The organism is Nonomuraea harbinensis (genome assembly GCF_019396385.1).
GTDB lineage: Bacteria > Actinomycetota > Actinomycetes > Streptosporangiales > Streptosporangiaceae > Nonomuraea > Nonomuraea ferruginea.
In genome coordinates this window covers 30,901-48,009 of record NZ_JAHKRN010000022.1, presented here as the reverse complement: position 1 = coordinate 48,009, position 17,109 = coordinate 30,901, and the positions used below count along the sequence as shown (strand labels likewise).

The 17,109-nt window shown below is 70.5% G+C and carries 15 protein-coding genes; 9 read left to right on the top strand and 6 right to left on the bottom strand.

Features of this window, described 5'->3' with window-relative positions:
- Positions 1-3: 3 nt before the first annotated feature.
- The 5 genes from KME79_RS22940 to metX form a co-directional block, all read right to left on the bottom strand.
- Entirely contained in the window at positions 4-2,730 is a 2,727-nt protein-coding gene (locus KME79_RS22940) for a beta-L-arabinofuranosidase domain-containing protein (RefSeq protein ID WP_219546235.1), read from the bottom strand.
- Positions 2,727-4,112 carry a glycoside hydrolase family 43 protein gene (locus KME79_RS22935; RefSeq protein WP_219546234.1) on the bottom strand — a complete coding sequence of 462 codons (1,386 nt, stop codon included), beginning with the start codon at positions 4,110-4,112 and terminating at the stop codon, positions 2,727-2,729. Before KME79_RS22935 ends, KME79_RS22940 begins: the two co-directional genes overlap by 4 nt.
- Before the next feature lie 304 nt (positions 4,113-4,416).
- On the bottom strand, positions 4,417-4,899 hold the full coding sequence (locus KME79_RS22930; protein ID WP_219546233.1) for a CoA-binding protein: 483 nt from the start codon (positions 4,897-4,899) through the stop codon (positions 4,417-4,419).
- Positions 4,896-6,233: an O-acetylhomoserine aminocarboxypropyltransferase/cysteine synthase family protein gene (locus KME79_RS22925; protein WP_219546232.1), complete on the bottom strand. Its 1,338-nt coding sequence runs from the start codon at positions 6,231-6,233 to the stop codon at positions 4,896-4,898. The genes KME79_RS22930 and KME79_RS22925 overlap by 4 nt, the downstream gene beginning before the upstream one ends.
- Positions 6,234-6,252: 19 nt before the next feature.
- A complete protein-coding gene (gene metX / locus KME79_RS22920; RefSeq protein ID WP_219546231.1) occupies positions 6,253-7,473 on the bottom strand; it encodes a homoserine O-acetyltransferase MetX in 1,221 nt (406 codons plus the stop codon).
- Positions 7,474-7,553: 80 nt separating this feature from the next.
- Here metX and KME79_RS22915 point away from each other — a divergent pair, with 80 nt between their 5' ends.
- The 3 genes from KME79_RS22915 (at position 7,554) to KME79_RS22905 (ending at position 10,222) form a co-directional block, all read left to right on the top strand.
- Positions 7,554-8,102, top strand: coding sequence for an OsmC family protein (locus KME79_RS22915; protein ID WP_148033062.1), 549 nt, complete (start codon positions 7,554-7,556; stop codon positions 8,100-8,102).
- Between the two features lie 10 nt (positions 8,103-8,112).
- Positions 8,113-9,354 (top strand): NAD(P)-binding domain-containing protein, encoded by a 1,242-nt coding sequence (locus KME79_RS22910; protein WP_308249020.1) that lies wholly within the window; start codon positions 8,113-8,115, stop codon positions 9,352-9,354.
- Positions 9,355-9,850: 496 nt separating this feature from the next.
- Positions 9,851-10,222 (top strand): helix-turn-helix domain-containing protein, encoded by a 372-nt coding sequence (locus KME79_RS22905; protein ID WP_148033060.1) that lies wholly within the window; start codon positions 9,851-9,853, stop codon positions 10,220-10,222.
- Positions 10,223-10,388: 166 nt separating this feature from the next.
- On the opposite strand, the gene KME79_RS22900 is transcribed toward KME79_RS22905, so the two are convergent.
- A complete protein-coding gene (locus KME79_RS22900) occupies positions 10,389-10,805 on the bottom strand; it encodes a DUF7144 family membrane protein (protein WP_219546230.1) in 417 nt (138 codons plus the stop codon).
- Positions 10,806-11,775: 970 nt separating this feature from the next.
- Between KME79_RS22900 and KME79_RS22895 the strand changes: the two genes are divergently transcribed.
- The 6 genes from KME79_RS22895 to KME79_RS22870 are packed head-to-tail and all read left to right on the top strand — an operon-like array spanning position 11,776 to position 17,087.
- The gene (locus tag KME79_RS22895; protein ID WP_219546229.1) at positions 11,776-13,272 is read left to right on the top strand and encodes an ATP-binding protein; all 1,497 of its coding nucleotides are present in this window, start codon (positions 11,776-11,778) and stop codon (positions 13,270-13,272) included.
- A gap of 55 nt (positions 13,273-13,327) precedes the next feature.
- Positions 13,328-13,735, top strand: coding sequence for a roadblock/LC7 domain-containing protein (locus KME79_RS22890; RefSeq protein WP_219546228.1), 408 nt, complete (start codon positions 13,328-13,330; stop codon positions 13,733-13,735).
- Positions 13,732-14,082, top strand: a complete 351-nt coding sequence (locus KME79_RS22885) for a DUF742 domain-containing protein (protein ID WP_148033056.1) — start codon at positions 13,732-13,734, stop codon at positions 14,080-14,082. The genes KME79_RS22890 and KME79_RS22885 overlap by 4 nt, the downstream gene beginning before the upstream one ends.
- Positions 14,063-14,641 carry a GTP-binding protein gene (locus KME79_RS22880; RefSeq protein WP_148033055.1) on the top strand — a complete coding sequence of 193 codons (579 nt, stop codon included), beginning with the start codon at positions 14,063-14,065 and terminating at the stop codon, positions 14,639-14,641. The genes KME79_RS22885 and KME79_RS22880 overlap by 20 nt, the downstream gene beginning before the upstream one ends.
- Entirely contained in the window at positions 14,638-15,963 is a 1,326-nt protein-coding gene (locus tag KME79_RS22875; protein ID WP_219546227.1) for a cytochrome P450 family protein, read from the top strand. The genes KME79_RS22880 and KME79_RS22875 overlap by 4 nt, the downstream gene beginning before the upstream one ends.
- Positions 15,867-17,087 carry a cytochrome P450 family protein gene (locus KME79_RS22870; RefSeq protein WP_219546226.1) on the top strand — a complete coding sequence of 407 codons (1,221 nt, stop codon included), beginning with the start codon at positions 15,867-15,869 and terminating at the stop codon, positions 17,085-17,087. The genes KME79_RS22875 and KME79_RS22870 overlap by 97 nt, the downstream gene beginning before the upstream one ends.
- Positions 17,088-17,109 lie beyond the last annotated feature (22 nt).

Below are 17,109 nucleotides of genomic sequence, written 5' to 3'. Positions count from 1 at the left end.
CCCTCAGAGGAACCTCCAGAGGGTGTTGCCCGCTCCCTCGTCGGCGAGCACGACCTGCGCGCCCTGGGACGTCCCGGCGAGGCCGAGGACCCGGCCGCCGTTGGCGCACTGGATGCGGAAGGCGGCCCCCGGCCCGGGGCGCAGCCGCCAGCGGTGGTCGGCCGTGCCGTTGTCGGCCCACTGCAGGACGCGCGACCCGGAGGCGGTGCCCATGTTCTCCACACCCAGCACCTTCTGGCTGTGGCCGTTGCGCAGCCGCAGGTAGCCGCCCGTGTCGACGACCGCCGTCCACAGGTGGTCGGCGGTGCCGGTGTCGCCCCACTGGACGACGAGCGCGCCGTCGGCCGTGGACATGCCGGTGACGCCGAGCACCATCCCGGTGGCCACGTTCTGGACGCGCCGGGCGCCGCTCGGCACGAACCGCCACCGGTTGTCCGCGCCGCCGTTGTCGGAGTCCTGGACCACCGGGGCGCCGTTGGCCGTCGAGCCGTTCTGCACGCCGAGCAGCTTGCCGCTGTGGACGTTGCGGATCTTGACCGAGCCGTCGCCGGTGTCGGTGACCGTCCAGCGGTGGTCGGCGGTGCCGTTGTCGTCCCACTGGACCACCCGGGCGTTGTCGGCGGCCGACATGTTCTCGACCCCGAGCACCTTGCCGCTGTGCGCGTTGCGGAACCGCAGGGCGTCGCCGTCGACGATCGGGACCCAGTCGTGGTCGGCGGTGCCGTTGTCGGTCCACTGGAGCGCCGGGGCGCCGTCGGCGGTGGACATGTCCTGGATGCCGAGGACCAGCCCGCTGGCCGCGTTGAGCAGCCGGAAGCCGGAGCCGGTGCCGCCCTGACCGCCGGTGTTCCAGTAGACGACGTAGTTGTGGCCGTGCGCGTCGTGGAACGGCCCCAGCCGCACCGTCGCCCCGCCCGCCGTCGCCGTGAAGGCCAGGGACGAGGCGCCCGTACGGGTGATCGACGAGGGGACCAGGACCGGGGCGGACGACAGGCCGGTGTTGCCGTAGTCGCCCGACAGCACGACCGGGCCGTAGGTGACGGCCTGCAGGCCGGGGTTGTCGTTGGCGGCCTTCATGACCACCCGCATGGGCAGCCGCACGGTCACGGTGTCGCCCGGCGCCCACGACCGGGTGAGGCCGGCGTAGCTGCCCGGGGTGACAGGGATGTTCTGCTGCACCCCGTTGACGCTGATCGTCGCGCCCTGGGTCCAGGCCGGGATGCGGACGCGGATCGTCCACGTCCCGCCGACCTCGCCGGTGACCCGCAGCGACGTGGTGTCGCCGACCGGGTACGAGGTCGTCTGGGTGACCGTGATGCCGCGCTGGCTCCAGTCGAGCGTGGAGGGCGCGAACAGGTTCACGAACAGCGTGGTGCCGTCGTAGAAGTAGATCGAGTCCATCAGCTTGGTGTTGGTCTCGATGCCGGTGCCCTGGCAGCACCAGAAGGAGTCGTAGTCCGTGCTCCAGGTGCCGCCGCCCCAGGCCGGGCCGACGCCCCGGCGCCCGCCGGGGTTGAGCGGGGTGAAGTACGTGACGTGCCCGCGCGCGTCGGCCGGGTTCTGCTGCCCGATCAGATGGTTGAGCAGGGCGTTCTCGTAGTAGTCGAAGTAGTCGGCCCGGGTCGGCGACAGCAGCCACAGCTCCCGGGTCAGCTTCAGCATGTTGTAGGTGTTGCACGCCTCGCCGGTGTCCCTGGTCAGGTGGGCGGCGATCGCGTTCGGGGCGCGGAAGTGCTCGGCCTGGCTGTTGGAGCCGTTCGCGTACGTGTGCGCGCCGACGGTGATCGACCAGGCGTTCGCGGCGATGTCGCGGTAACGGGTGGTGCCGGTCGCCTTGTACTCGCGGGCCGCCCCGATCCACTTGGGCACCTGCGTGTTGGCGTGCAGCCCGTTGAGCTGGTCCTGGCCCGCGGCCAGCGGGTTGAACACGGCCGCGTGGTCGAACCGCTGGGCCGTGGTCAGCCACCGGGAGTCGCCGGTCATCTGGTACAGGTCGGTCAGCACCGCGTTCATGCCGCCGAACTCGGTGCCGAGCATGGCCTGCAGCTGGCTCGCGCCGAGCCGCGAGGTGCGGGTGTCCACCCATCCCGCCAGGGCGAGCAGCACGGTCCTGGCCCGGGTGTCGCCGATCAGCCGCCACACGTCCAGCAGCCCGGCCAGCGTCTTGTGGATGCAGTAGTACGGGACGTTGCCGTTGGTCAGCGTGCGGTTCTCCACGGCGGTGATGTCGGACTCGGGGAAGCCCGACAGGTAACCGGCGGTGAACCCGGCGGCGGCGTTGTTGGCCTGGCACCGGGCCAGCTCGGTGACCATGTGGACGGCCTTGTCCCGGCAGGTGGTGTCGCCGAGCACGGCGTAGGCCTGCGCCCACGCCGTCAGGAAGTGGCCCTGCATGTGCGACCGGAACGGGAAACCGGGCGCGTCCCAGCCGCCGTTGGCCGCCGCGCCGCCGGTCGGCAGGCGGTGGTTGGCCCGGAAGACGTACAGCAGCCGGTCGACGTCGACGAAGCGCAGGTAGTTCAGGGTGCGGTTCTGGTTGTCCAGCCAGCGCCCGGAGGTCAGCCGGACCTGGCCGAGGTCGAAGGCGTGGGCCGAGACGCCGATGTCGGATCTGGCCCACGGCAGCGCGGCCGCGGACGCGGGGGAGGCGCCGGCCACCTGGCCGGCGGCCGAGAGCGCGACGGCGGCACCCGTGGCCTGGAAGAGCCGGCGGCGGCTGATCTCGCTCATGAGACCACCCGGAAGGTCGCGTCCTGGCGGTCGGTGGCGCTCGACGAGGAGCTGACCGGGTCGATGCGCAGCACGTACCCCTGGTGCCGCAGGTGGTGGGTCGGGAAGTTGTGCGACCGGAACGACGACCAGCCGCCGTCCGCCAGCCCGGCCACGCGGTGGAAGGTGGCGTCGGCGCGGAACACGGACGAGCCGTCGTCGGGGTCGAGCCGGACCGCGTAGTTGCTGTGCCGCAGGTAGTCGCCCGGCACGTTCACCGACTGGAACGAGACCCCGGCCGGATCGGCCAGCCCCGGCACCATCCGCCACAACTGATCCTGGTGCGGGTCGAACGGGTAGGGGTCGATGCGCCCCACCCGGTCGGCGTGCCGGACGAAATAGTCGGGGAAGTTGTACGACTTCAGCCGCACCCAGTTCGGCAGCCCCCACCGCGCGACCATCGCGTTGTACTCGGCGTCGGTGATCGAGGCGATCGAGCCGTGCTTGGAGTTCAGCGGCGGGGTGTAGTCCCGCTGACCGGCCGCCGTCCACGCGCCGGCGCCGATGTTCGACGACGACCACAGGTAGTAGTCGTTGTTGACCGGGCTGAAGGAGTCGCCCCACAGCCGCCAGCCGCCTTCGTTGGTCTTCTGCAGCAGCGGCGCCTCGATCGCGTTGCCCATCCGCAGGCCGCCGGTGTACGTGGTGAAGCTGTTCGGCTGTCCCGTGGCCGAGCGGGCGCCGTAGAGGTTTCCGTCGTTCAGGTTCTTGTAGTAGAGGTACGTCGTGCCGCCGTCGACGACGATGTCCCCGTCGAGCACGTTGAAGGCGGGGCTGAAGAACGGCTGCTGGGCGCTGACCGACTGGAAGTCGCTGGTGTAGTTGACCGCCAGGATGTCCCGGCCGCCGGTGTTGAACGAGTAGACGATGCCGTACTGGCCCCGCGAGGCGTCGCGGAAGACCGTGGGCGCCCAGGTGTGGCCGTTCGTGGTGTGCATGCGCAGCCGCCGGTAGCCGGTGAAGGCGGTCAGGTCGGCCGAGTCCCAGACGTGCAGATACTGACTGGTCGTGCCGAAGTCGAGGCCCTTCAGGTCGGTGGCGATCACCACGAAGGCGCCGTCGAGCTTGCGGTGGATCTGGGGGTCGCGCAGGCCCTGCTGCCCGGCGGTCGGAGTCGCGACGGGGTTGTTCTGGTTGAGCGGCGCCCAGTTCAAGCCGTCCCGGCTGACCGCGAGGTGCAGGCCGTAGTCGGCGGCCGACTGGTTGGGGGACTCGGTGAAGTACGCGAACACGTAGGCGGTGCCGGCCGCCTGCGCCGCGCGGGGAAAACCGGCCACACCGGTGGCCGCCAGCGCGGCCGACGCCAGGGCGGCCTTGCCGAACTGCCTGCGGCTCAGGGACATCCAGGGCTCCTTGGCTAGGTCGGAGCGGGCGGCCACAGCGCGTGTTAGCGCTACCATTTCTTTCCGCCGAACCACATGGCCTGCTCCGGTGGGTGCGTCGTCGCGGAGTACATCCGACACCCCGCCCCCACGTCAACGGGGGCGATCCGAACCGGCGGTGCAGACCTGCCCCCGAAGCGCCCGCATCTGGAGTTTCACGGTGAAGCGGACCGCGCCGTAGCGTCCGCGACGTGAAACTTTCACCGGCGGCCGCCGTCGCCGAGCCCGTCGCGTTCGCGACGGGACGACCCGGCGGAGCGCGTGACTACTGGAGCCCGGCGCGGACGGACGTGATGCGCTGGGTGTTGAAGCCGAGCCAGTGCATCCGGCCCACGTAGCGCGCGTGCTCGACCTTGATGCAGCGGTCCATGATCACGGTCACGCCGCCGTCCTCAGCGATCCGCGCGCCCTCTTCGTTGATCACGCCGAACTGGCACCACAGGGCGCCGGCGCCGATCGCCACGGCCTCCTCGGCGACGGCGGGCAGCGCGTCCGGCGCGCGGAAGACGTTCACCAGGTCGACCGGGACGGGCACGTCGCGCAGGCTCGGGTAGCAGGTCTCCCCGAGGATCTCCTTCTCCCGGGGGTTCACCGGGATCACCTGGTAGCCGTGCCGTTTGAGGTAGTAGCCGACGAAGTAGCTGGCCCGCAGCTCGTTGCCGGACAGGCCCACGATCGCGATCGACCTGGTGGCGTGGAGCACGCGCTGGATCGTCAGCGGGTCCTGGTAACGCCCGAGCTCGGTCATGCCGTCTCCTCCTTCTCCCCGATCGCCTTGGCGACGCGGGCGAACCCCTGGTCCAGATCCCAGATCAGGTCCTCGACGGACTCGGTGCCGACCGACAGCCGCACCGTGCCCGGCCCGACGCCGGCCGCCCGCAGCTCGGCATCGCCGAGCTGGCGGTGCGTCGTGCTCGCCGGGTGGATGACCAGGCTCTTCGCGTCGCCGACGTTCGCCAGGTGCGACCAGAGCGTCAGCCCGCCGATCAGGCTCTGCCCGCCCTCCCGGCCGCCCGCGCAGTCGAAGGAGAACACCGCGCCGGCGCCGCGCGGGAGGTACTTCTCCACCAGCGGCCGGTACCTGCTGCCAGGCAGGCCGGCATAGCTCACGTTGGAGACCAGCTCGTGCGACTCCAGGAACGCCGCGACCGCCCGCGCGTTCTCGACGTGGCGGTCCATCCGCAGCGACAGGGTCTCCAGTCCTTGCAGGAACAGGAAGGCGTTGAACGGCGAGAGCGCCGCCCCGAGGTCGCGCAGGGTCTCCGCGCGCAGCTTCATCAGATAGCCGTACGTGCCGAACGTCTCGTGGAAACGCAGGCCGTGGTAGGCAGGCGACGGGTCCGCGACCACCGGGAACCGCCCGTTGGACCAGTCGAACGCGCCGGACTCGACGACCACGCCGCCGATGCTCGTGCCGTGGCCGCCGATGAACTTGGTCGCCGAGTGGATCACGATGTCGGCGCCCCACTGGATCGGGCGGCACAGGTAAGGCGTCGCGAACGTGTTGTCCACGATCAGCGGCAGCCCGTGCTCGTGCGCGATGGCCGCCACGGTCTCGATGTCCAGCACGTTGCCGGCGGGGTTGCCGATCGTCTCGCCGAAGAACGCCTTCGTGTTCGGGCGCACCGCCTGGCGCCACGCGTCGGGATCGTCCGGATCGACCCAGGTCAGCTCCACGTTCATCTTGCGCAGCAGGTGCTTGAACTGGTTGACCGTCCCGCCGTACAGCGCCGAGGACGAGACGACGTGGTCGCCCGGCTCCAGCAGCGTGAAGAGCGCGGCCGCCTGCGCGGCGATCCCGCTGGCGAACGCCACCGCGCCGCAGCCGCCCTCCAGGTTCGCCACCCGCTCCTCGAACACCGCGACGGTGGGGTTCATGATGCGCGAGTAGGTGTTGCCGTACTCCTGCAGGTTGAAGTACGCCGCCGCGGACTCGGGATCTTCGAAGACGTAGCTGGTCGTCTGGAAGATCGGCACCGCGCGGGCGCCGGTGTTCGGGTCCGGCCGCTGCCCGGCGTGCAGCTGCCGGGTCTCGAACCCGAACTCGCGGGCTTGTTCGGCACGGGAAAACTGGTCGGTCACGAAGGCCTCTTCTTCGACGTCATCCGGTCCCGCCCTGAGCCAGGAACCGGCGGATCATGGGAGTCTGGCGCGCTTCTTCGAGCAGGAAGCAGTCGTGGCCGTACGGTGCCTCGATCACCTCGAACTCGACCGGCTTGCCGAGGTCGCGCAGCGCCCGCGCGACCTCCTCCGACGCCTGCGGCGGGTAGAGCCAGTCGGAGCTGAAGGCGATCAGCAGCGTCCGCGCGCCGACGCCTTCGAGCGCCCGCGTCAGCGATCCGCCGCCGTACTGCCGCGCGAGGTCGAAGTACGTCAGCGCGCGCGAGATGTAGAGGTAGGTGTTGGCGTCGAAGCGCTTGACGAACGAGCCGGCCTGGTGGCGGAGGTAGCTCTCCACCTCGAACTCCGGCTCGGTGATCGTGTAGCGGAGGTCGTCGGCGAACTGCAGCCGCCTGCCGAACTTGTCGTCGAGCGCCGGCGCGGACAGGTAGGTGATGTGGCCGACCATCCTGGCCACGCCCATGCCGCCGTCGGGCGCCCGGCCCGTGCCGTAGTAGTGGCCGCCCTGCCAGGCGGGGTCGCGCATGATCGAGTCACGCGCGATCGCGTTCCAGGCCATGCCCTGCGGGTGGAGCGCGTGCGTGCTGGCGATCGCCACGACGGCGTCGACCTGGTCGGGGTACATGACCGCCCACTCCATGGCCTGCATCCCGCCGAGCGAGCCCCCGGCCACCGCCGCGAGCCGCTCGATGCCCAGGACGTCCAGGAACGCGCGCTGGGTCCGTACCATGTCCGCCACCGTGATCACGGGGAAGTCCGCCCCGTACGGCCTGCCCGTCGCCGGGTCGATGGACGACGGGCCCGTCGTGCCGCCGCAGCCGCCGAGCAGGTTGGTGCAGATGACGAAGAAGCGGTCGGTGTCGAAGGCCTTGCCGGGGCCGATCATCCCGTCCCACCAGCCAAGCCCCTTGCCTGCGGCGCCGTCGCGGTCGGCGGCCCCGAACCCGTCGCGGGTGCTCTCCTCGGACGGCACCTTGGCCAGGCCGGCGGCGTGGGCGTCGCCGCTGAGCGCGTGGCACACGAGGATGACGTTGTCGCGCTGGGGCGAGAGGACTCCGTAGGTCTCATACGCTACGCGCACCGGGTGCAGATCTCTGCCGCAGTCGAGGGGGACAGGCCGCGGCAGGTCGAGATACCGGGTTTCCACGGTGCCGGCCGTGCCGGCCATGCCGGCCGCGAGCGTCGAGGCTGGCTGTGACATGGGAGCTATGGTAGCCGCCACCGTGGGTGTATGGTCAAATACCTACTGGAAGTACAGGAAGTAGCCGAAGGGTGCGGGACATGACGACTGTCGCCAACGGAGTGAACGTGCAGGCGCTGCTGGACGCGCGCGAGGTGCTGAAGACCGCGCCGGAGGCCGCGCAGTTCGTCTGGCGGGCGTCCTCCAAGTGGCAGAACGGCGTCCACAGCACCACCACCGTCAAGGAGTTCTTCGGTCTGGGGCAGGAGCAGACCCACAAGAACGAAGCGGTGTTCGACGCCGACCACCCCGACGTCTTCGCGGCCGAGGACAACGGCATCACGCCGATCGAGTACCTCCTCGTCGGCCTGGCCAGCTGCCTGACGGCGGGCGTCGCGTCCGTCGCGCAGAACCGCGGCATCCAGCTGCGCTCGGTCGAGGCGACGCTCGAAGGCAAGCACGACATCCGCGGGATCCTCGGCGCCGACGCCGACGTCCGCAACGGCTTCACCGACATCAAGGTGACCTTCAACATCGACGCGGACGCCTCGAAGCAGGACATCGAGGCGCTGGTGGCCCAGTCGCAGAAGCGCTCGGCCGTGTTCGACGCCATCACCAACCCGACAGACGTCACCGTCGAAGTCGCCTGAGGGCCGAGTCATCAGCGAGCGTGTCACAACGGTCGTCATCGGGGCGGGGCACGCGGGCCTCGCGGCGAGCCGCTTCCTCGGCGACCGTTCGATAGATCATGTCGTGCTGGAGCGCGGCGAGGTGGCGAACTCCTGGCGGCGCGAGCGCTGGGACTCCTTCCGCCTGCTCACCCCCAACTGGCAGAGCCGCCTGCCCGGCCTCGGCTACGAGGGCCCGGACCCCGACGGCTACATGACCATGGGGGAGGTGACCGAGTTCATCGAGCGTTTCGCCGTGCTCTCGGGCGCTCCCGTACGAACGAGCACCAACGTCACGTCCGTCCGGCGGACCGACGGCGGATACGACGTGACGACGGACCACGGCGAGATCGGCTGCCGGGCGGTCGTCATCGCCAGCGGCGCCTGCAACCAGCCGGTGGTGCCGAAGTTCAGCGAGGCGGTGCCGTCCTCCGTGCGGCAGCTGACGCCGTTCGGCTACCGCGAGCCCGGTCGGCTCCCCGACGGCGGCGTGCTCGTCGTGGGGGCGTCGGCCACCGGCGTGCAACTGGCCGCCGAGCTGCGCAGGTCGGGCCGGCCGGTGATCCTCTCGGTGGGCGAGCACGTGCGGCTGCCCCGCACCTACCGCGGGCGCGACGTGCTGTGGTGGATGGACGCCTCCGGCGTGTGGGACCAGCGCTACGACGAGGTCGACGATCTCACGCGGGCCAGGCGGCTGCCCTCGCCCCAGCTCGTCGGCACCCCCGAACGCGCGACGCTCGACCTCAACGCGCTCACCGCCATGGGCGTCGAGCTGGTGGGCCGCTGGGCGGCGGTGCGCGACGGCCGCGCGCTGTTCTCCGGCGGCCTGCGCAACGTGTTCTCGCTCGCGGACCTCAAGATGAGGCGCCTGCTCGACGGCTTCGACGCGTGGGCGCGCACGTCCGGCCGCGAGGCCGAGGTCGGCCCGCCCGAGAGCTTCGAGCCGACCCGGGTGCCCGAGTCGGCGCGCCTGCAGCTCGATCTGAACAGCGGCGAGATCCGCACGATCGTGTGGGCGACGGGTTTCCGGCCCGATTACGGCTGGCTGGACGTGCCCGTGGTCGACGAGAAGGGCCGGCTGCGCCACGACGGCGGCGTGGTCGACAGCCCGGGACTGTACGCGCTGGGCCTGCCCATGCTGCGGCGGCGCAGATCCACCTTCATCAACGGCATCGAGGACGACGCCCGCGACGTCATCGGCCACCTCGCCCAGGACCTGGCCGTACGTAGCTGAGCCCCTACCGAAAATCTATGTTCGCCGTAGTAGACATCCGAAGGCGTACGCGCTAGAGTTCCTGTCATCGAAAGGAACGGATCCGCCGGGCAGCAGAAGAGTTACCGCAACACGACGAACTGCCCGTGACGAGGTTTGAGTAGGTGAAGGCAGAAGGTCGGACGTGATGGGCCAACGCAGTGGTAAGGGGTCCTGATCGTGGACGCGCTGCCGAAGTGGAAGTGGACAGTCAGTCCGGCAAGTTGAGGAAGGGAGCGTTGAACGCCATCGAAGGATCGCCCGTCGCCGGCTGAGTCCCGCCGGACGGGTGCCGCAGTTCCACAAGATTGGAAGGTGGTCTACGGTCACGCATTCGCGATCCCCGCATCACCGCCGCACATCAGGGCGGATGCGGAATACAGTAGGCCGGCCGAATGGCCGGTAGATGGTGTTGAACCTCTTCGGGCCCCGGCGCATACAGGCGCCGGGGCCCTTGTTCGCATGATGAAAGGCATCTATGGATCAAACCCACACACCCGGCGCCCGCCCGGGCGGCACCGCGGGCAGCGTCACACACGAGGCCGACGACCGGTTCGAGGATGAGGACTACCCCGCCTACAGCATGGGTGCGGCAGCCGAGATGCTCGGTGTCACCCCCACGTTCCTGCGGGCCCTCGGCACCGCCAAGCTGATCGAGCCGAGACGCTCCAGCGGCGGCCACCGCCGCTACTCCCGCTACCAGCTGCGCCTCGCGGCCCGTGCCAGGGAACTCGTCGACCAGGGCACCCCCGTGGAAGCCGCCTGCCGGATCATCGTCCTGGAAGACCAGCTCGCCGAGGCGCTGCGCATCAACGCCGCGTACGAGCGCGAGCGCAAGACCGGAGACTGACGCGGCGGCTTCGCCACCCTGCGGCCTGGTCTCCGACCGCGCTGACCAGGCCATCCCCCCCGAGGGGAACCGACGTGGCATCCTGGCTCGCGCTGGACCGTTGCCCGACGACGGGCGGCGAGAAATCGGCGCCGCCGAAGCAGCGCCGATTCCTCGATCAGCGCCCCTATGGGACAGCGCCGCGGTCGAACGCCTTCATCTCCCTCCCGTGGACGGCCAGGGCGTAGATGACGAGGACGTCGAAGGCGATGACGATCGTCGACCAGACCGGGTACGCGGGCAGCCAGGCGAAGTTGACGAGCGCCTGGAGGGCGGCGAGGGTGATGCCGACCACTCGCCCCCAGGTCTTGCCCGTCGTGATCGCGGCGCCGGCGAGGAAGACGATCACACCCATGGCCAGGTGGAACCATCCCCAGGCCGTGTAGTTGACGGGGATCGCCAGATTGTTGGCGGTGACGACGTAGAAGTCGGTGTTGAAGATCCCCACCAGACCCATGAAGGCCTGGAAGCATCCCAGGATCATCATCCCGATGCCGGCGAGTGCCACCCAGCCGACCCAGCCGGTCGGCTGGGGCGCCTCCATCGTGGGCCGGGCAGGCGCCTGTTGCGGCGTTTCCTGACGGGCTTGTGGAGGCACCTGACCTCGGGACGTCTCCTGCGGTCGTGCGTAGCGTGGATTGGTCATTGCCGGCTCCCTTCGCACGGCAGAGCTTGCGAGGTGGCCCGCTTACGCGGCCCCGCCTGTGCGCCGAATTCGTCCGGACGCTGTCTCCCGGTGATTCAGCGATTCGGGCAGCTCAGGCGTGTACCTAAAAACACCCTATTCGGTTCTTATGTTCTGAACCTTCGCTTCTCGCCCGCATTTCTCCAAAGGTGTTCAAAATGGGCGTTGCCCGGGTCGAAGCGGAGCATCTTCCCCATGGGACTTCTTTATCCATTTATGGTGATCGTACGGGTGAGAAAAGGGGATCAACGTTCCCGCTGATGGAGGGCCTCGACCGGCCGAGTCCCCGCTCAGCCCGCCTCGGCGCGGTCGAGCTGCTCGCCTGACGGCCCGAGCTCCTCGGCGAACAGGGCGACGAAGGCGATCTCCCCGGCCTGGAGGGTGAAGCCGGCCGCCGCGGACCACCCGGACGGCCCGCATCAGGCGGTGCCGGCCGGAGGGGGCGGGGGAGGGGCCCGGTTCCATGGGGTCGGCGACCTGCTCTGCGCCCATTAGTCCCGACGCCACCGCAATTCGGAACAAATCGGGACAATTTGCGCGACGGAATGCACTGAAGACCTTACACACGGTTGACTATCGTGACCAAGCGGGAATACTGGTTTTCCTGTTGGCCGTCGTTCGACTGAGACTGAGGATGCACATGTCGCTTGGCCCCGCCCTGCCTCAGGCAGAGCCGCACCGGGCACGCAGCCGTGCCCACGTCGCGGAAGGGCGCGGTCAACGCCGACGCGGTCCAGGCCGGACGCCGCGCGAGAACCCCACGCGCCGCTAGCAAACTCTTCGGCGGTCGACATCTTTCCGCCGGCTCTCCTCGACCCCAGGACTTGTCATGCCGCCAGACTCCTTCAGCGTTCCCGCAGCGATCATCGCCCTGGTGCTCGCCCTGGCCCTCGTGGGCGTCCTCCTCCACCACGTGCGCGTACGCCGCGATCTCGCCCAGGCCCGCGGGCAGCTCGCCCAGGCCCGCCAGGAACACGAACACCGGACGCGCGAGACCAGCGCCACCGAGCAGCGGCTGGCCCACGCGGAGCGCCAGGCCCAGGAGAGCGCGGAGCTGCTGCGCGAGGCCCGCGCCCAGCAGGAGCTCGTCCGCGCCGAGACCGAGCACCTGATCACCAAGCGCGTCCCCGCCCTGCTGTCCCACCTGCGCACCCCGCACGTGATCGTGCCCGGCGTGCAGCACCAGGCGCTCGCCGGCACGGACGTCGACAGGCAGCACCGCGCCCTCCTCGACGCGTTCACCCGCGGCGTCAGAGAGGAGGGCGAGCGCATCGACGAAGCGGCCCAGGCGGTCATCAGGGGCGCGATGTCCCGCGTGCAGACCCAGGCGCTGCGCGCCCAGGACCTGCTCGCCGGTGTGCAACAGCGCTACAGCGGCGACGAGCACACCGCGCTCCTGCGCGAGGTGCTGGGACTCGACATGTTCAACGAACTGATCATCCGCCGCGTGCAGGTGACCGGCATCGCGTGCGGCGCCACGCCCGGCCTGTCGCGTGACGACACCTACCTGGTGGACCTGATGGTGGGCGCCATCTCCCGGGTGGAGAACTTCGAGCAGCGCATCGAGGGCCCCGCCAACCACCTGCGCCGCCGCATCGGGGTCGCCGCCCGCGCCGCGGAGTCGATCCTGTTCATCACCGCCGAGCTGCTGGCCAACGCGGTCCACCACTCCTACGGCACGCTCAAGGTGACCATCGCCGTGCACGAGACCAACAACGGCGCCGCCATCGTCATCGACGACGCCGGTGTCGGACTCAACGAGGAGCAGTACGCCCGCGCCACCCGCCTGCTGAGCGGCACCCAGCCGGCCCGCCTCGTCGACCTGGGCAACCCGCCCCACACCGGCTGGGCCGCCATCGGCCGCCAGGTCGCGCACTACGGACTGCAGGTCACGGTCAAGAAGAGCGCCTTCGGCGGCGTGCAGGCCGTGCTGAACATCCCCACCGCCCTGCTCGTGGAGATGCCGGAGGACAGCCGGCCGTCGGTGCTGGCGCCCGAGCCGGTCCGCGCCGCGGCCCCGGCCTTCCGGCCGGAGCCCGTGGCGGCGGCGCCCGTCGCCTCGCTCGCGCGGACCGAGCCCGCGGCGGAGACGCGGCAACAGACGGGAGAGGACCTGGCGCCGCTGCCGCAGCGTCGCCGCCAGCCGCCGCCGCGCCCCGCGTCCGGCCCCCGGCCCGGCGCGGGCGGTTCCCAGGGCCCCGACGGCAAGGTGCTCACCACCCCGGAGGCGGCCCAGAAGCGGTGGGGGGACTTCCAGATCGGAGCCGAAGCGGGCCGCCGCGAAGCGCTCCCGACCCAGCAGCACGACATCACCGAAGGGAATTGACCGTTCCATGGACGCTCACAGCGCTTCTGGCCGTGTTCCGACCAAGGGACGCGCGTTGTCCCTCGACGTGTCCTGGGTTCTGTCGCCCCTGATGGCGCTGCCCGGGGTCACGCGAGGCGTGGTGCTGAGCCGTGACGGGCTGATCCTCGGCGGTTCGGCCGACGTGACGACCGAGACCGGCGAGCGCGCCGCCGCCATGACGAGCTCCGTGCTGGGGGCCGCCCGAGCCCTGTGCGACGGCCTCAGCGGCGGCTCAGAAGGCGGGGTGGTGGACATCGTCATCTCGGCCGACAGCGGCTACTACTACATCGCCCCGGCCGGCGACCGCGCCGCCATCGTCGTCGCCGCCACCGGCGCGGTCAACGTCGGCGCGCTGGCCTACGAGGTGCAGCTGCAGGTGCAGAAGCTGATCAAGGCTCTCGACGAGGCCAGCGCGGCCAGGGTGCAGGGCGTGCGGACATGACCTCAGGACGACAACGGCGGCGGGTCGTCCCGGACTACATGGCCGCCGCGAGACTGACCGTGCCCGAGCACATCAGCGTCCAGCGGACGACCCTGGTCTACATCGCGCCCGACGCCGCCACCAACGGGCTGGACCCTCCGGGTTCGCATCTGCTGGCCCTGCTGCGGGACGGGCCGTTGTCGGTGTACGAGTGCGCCGCGCACCTGGGCCTGCCCTACTGCGTGGTGCGGTTGCTGGTCGCCGGGCTGGTCGGCGGCGGAACGCTGCTGACCCGCGATCCGCCGGCCACCGACCTGCCCGACATCGAGATCTTGGAGTTGGTACTCAATGGCCTCCGCGCTCTCTGACAGTCGCGTCAGCGCCGAGCACATCCCGGTCAAGCTGGTCATCGCAGGGCCGTTCGGGGTGGGCAAGACGACCATCGTGGGCGCGCTCTCGGAGATCAAGCCCCTCAACACCGAAGAGGTGCTCACCCAGGCGGGCACGCTGGTCGACGACCTCACCGGCGTGAACGAGAAGACGACCACGACCACCGCGATCGACTTCGGCCGCCTCACCCTGCCGGGCGTCGTGCTCTACCTGTTCGGGGCGCCGGGACAGACCCGCTTCCAGGTCCTGTGGGACGAGCTGGTACGCGGCGCGCTGGGGGTCCTGGTGCTGGCCGACACCCGCCGCATCGACGAGAGCTTCGCCGTGCTCGACCTGGTGGAGAACGCCGGCATCCGCTACGCCGTGGCCGTCAACCACTTCCCCGACTCGCCGGACTACCCGCTGGAGTCCGTGCGCCAGGCGCTCGACCTGGACCCGCGCACGCCGCTGATGGTGTGCGACGCCCGCGACCCCGCCTCCGCCCGCGCCTCGCTGATCGCGCTGGTGGAGCACGTCAGAGAGCTGGTGTTGTCATGACCCTGCGCTACATGCCCGACGCCGGGCGCCTGTACGGGCCCGAGTACGCCAGAGACCCGCAGGCCGTCTACGCGGAGCTGCGCGCGCGGCACGGCGCGGTCGCGCCCGTGGAGATCGCCCCGGGCGTCGAGGCCCACCTGGTGATCGGCTACCGGGCCGCCCTGGACGTGCTGACCAACGCCGGCGGCTTCTGGAGCAAGAACTCCGGCGCCTGGCAGGCGCGGCTCCCCGAGACCCCGGAGACCGGCGGGGTGATCGCGATGCTCGGCTACCGCCCGAACGCGCTGTTCTCCGACGGCGCCGAGCACGCCCGCTACCGCAAGGTGATCGCCGACTGCTTCCAGCAGATCCAGCCGCACAAGCTGCGCCAGCTGGTGACCGAGGTGTCGGACTCGCTCATCGGCCGGTTCGCCACGAAGGGCGAGGCCGACCTGGTCGCCGACTTCGCCCGGCTCATCCCGGCCCGCGTCTTCAACCTGCTCTTCGGGCGGCCCGACTCCGACAGCGAAGGCCTGGTCCAGGCCCTGTCGGACATGATGGAGGCCGACGGCGAGACGGGCGCGCGGGGCAGCGAGGCGTTCAGCCGCTACATCGGCGAGCTGATCCAGGCCAAGCACGCCCAGCGGGGCGACGACCTGACCTCCTGGTTCATGGACCATCCGGCCATGCTGCGGACCGACGAGCTGGCGGAGACCCTCGTGCTGGTGACGGCAGCCACCTACGACCCCATGGCCAACCTGATCTCCAACACGATCTCCCGGATGGTCAGCGACGACCGCTACTACAGCTCGCTCACCAACGGCGCGCTCAGCACGTACGACGCCCTCATGGAAGCCCTGCGCGCCGAGCCCGCCATGGCGAACTACGGCCCGTACTTCACGCTCCAGCCCGTGCACTTCCACGGCACCTGGATCCAGCCGGCCGAGCTGGTCCTCGTCTCCTACGCCGCGGCCAACACCGAGCCCACCGGCATCCCCGAGGAACTGCGCTCCGACGGCGGCGCCTACCTGGGCTTCGGCGCCGGGCCGCACCGCTGCCCGGCCAGCGACCCGGCCGTGCTCATCGCGATGACCGCGATCGAACGCCTGACCTCTCACCTGTGCGACCTCGAACTGACCGTGCCCCGCGGCGAGCTGTCGTGGCGGCCCGGCCCGTTCCATCGCGCGCTGGCGCACCTGCCGGTGCGCTTCACCCCGATCCGTCCCGACCAGCCAGGAGAATCCCCGTGGGCAATGCGGCCCCCGTCGTCCTCGATCCCTTCGGCTCCGACCTCCCCGGCGAGGTCCGCCGACTACGCGACCTCGGCCCCCTGGTCCTCGTAGAGCTCGCGGGAGGCATCCCGGCCTGGGCGGTGACCCGGCACGACCTGCTCAAGCAGCTCATCCTCGATCCGCTGGTCAGCAAGGACAAGCGGCACTGGCGGCTGCTGCCCCAGGCGCTCGCCGAGCCGGGCTGGACCTGGATCATGACCTGGATCGGCGTGTCCAACATGCTCAGCGCCTACGGCGAGGAGCACCGGCGGCTGCGCAAGCTGATCGCCCCGAGCTTCACCGCGCGCCGTACCAAGGCCATGCAGCCGATCGTCGAGGACATCGTCGCGGAACTGCTGGACGCCATGGCCGCGCAGCCCCGGGGCCAGGCCGTCGACCTCCGCGCCGCCTACGCCCACCCGCTGCCGATGCGGGTGATCTGCGAGCTGTTCGGCGTCCCCGAGGGCATGCGGGAGGAGATGGCCCAGGTGATGGAGGCCATCATGGACACCACCGCCACCCCGGAGCAGGCGGCTGCCACGGCCGTCCGGATCGGCACCGCGCTGCCCGCCCTGGTCGCCCACAAGCGCGAGCACCCGGGCGACGACCTGACCACCGAGCTGATCAACGTCCGCGACAGCGGCGACTCGCTCACCGACGACGAGCTGCGCGACACCCTGCTGCTCCTCATCGCGGCCGGGCACGAGACCACCGTCAACCTGATCGGCAACGCGGTGCACGCCCTGCTCACCCATCCGGACCACCTGCAGCGGGTCCTGTCGGGAGAGGTCTCCTGGGACGCGGTGGTCGAGGAGACGCTGCGCTGGACGCCGTCGATCGCCAACCTGCCGCTGCGCTTCGCCATCGAGCCGATCGAGATCGGCGGCGTACGGATCGAGGCGGGCGACGCGATCATCACCAGCTACCTGGCGGCCGGGCACGACCCCGACCAGCACGGCCCGGACGCCGACCGGTTCGACCCGACCAAGGAACGCGACGAGCACCTGGCCTTCGGCATCGGCGTGCACCGCTGCATCGGGGCTCCGCTCGCCCGGCAGGAGGCGCTCACCGCCCTGCCCGCGCTGTTCGCCCGCTTCCCGGACCTCCGGCTGGCCGTGGACGAGAGCGAGCTGCCCCACGTGCCGTCCTTCATCGCGCACGGCTGGGCCCGCCTGCCGATCCTGCTGCACCGCTGACCGGCACCGGCCGGCCTCGCGA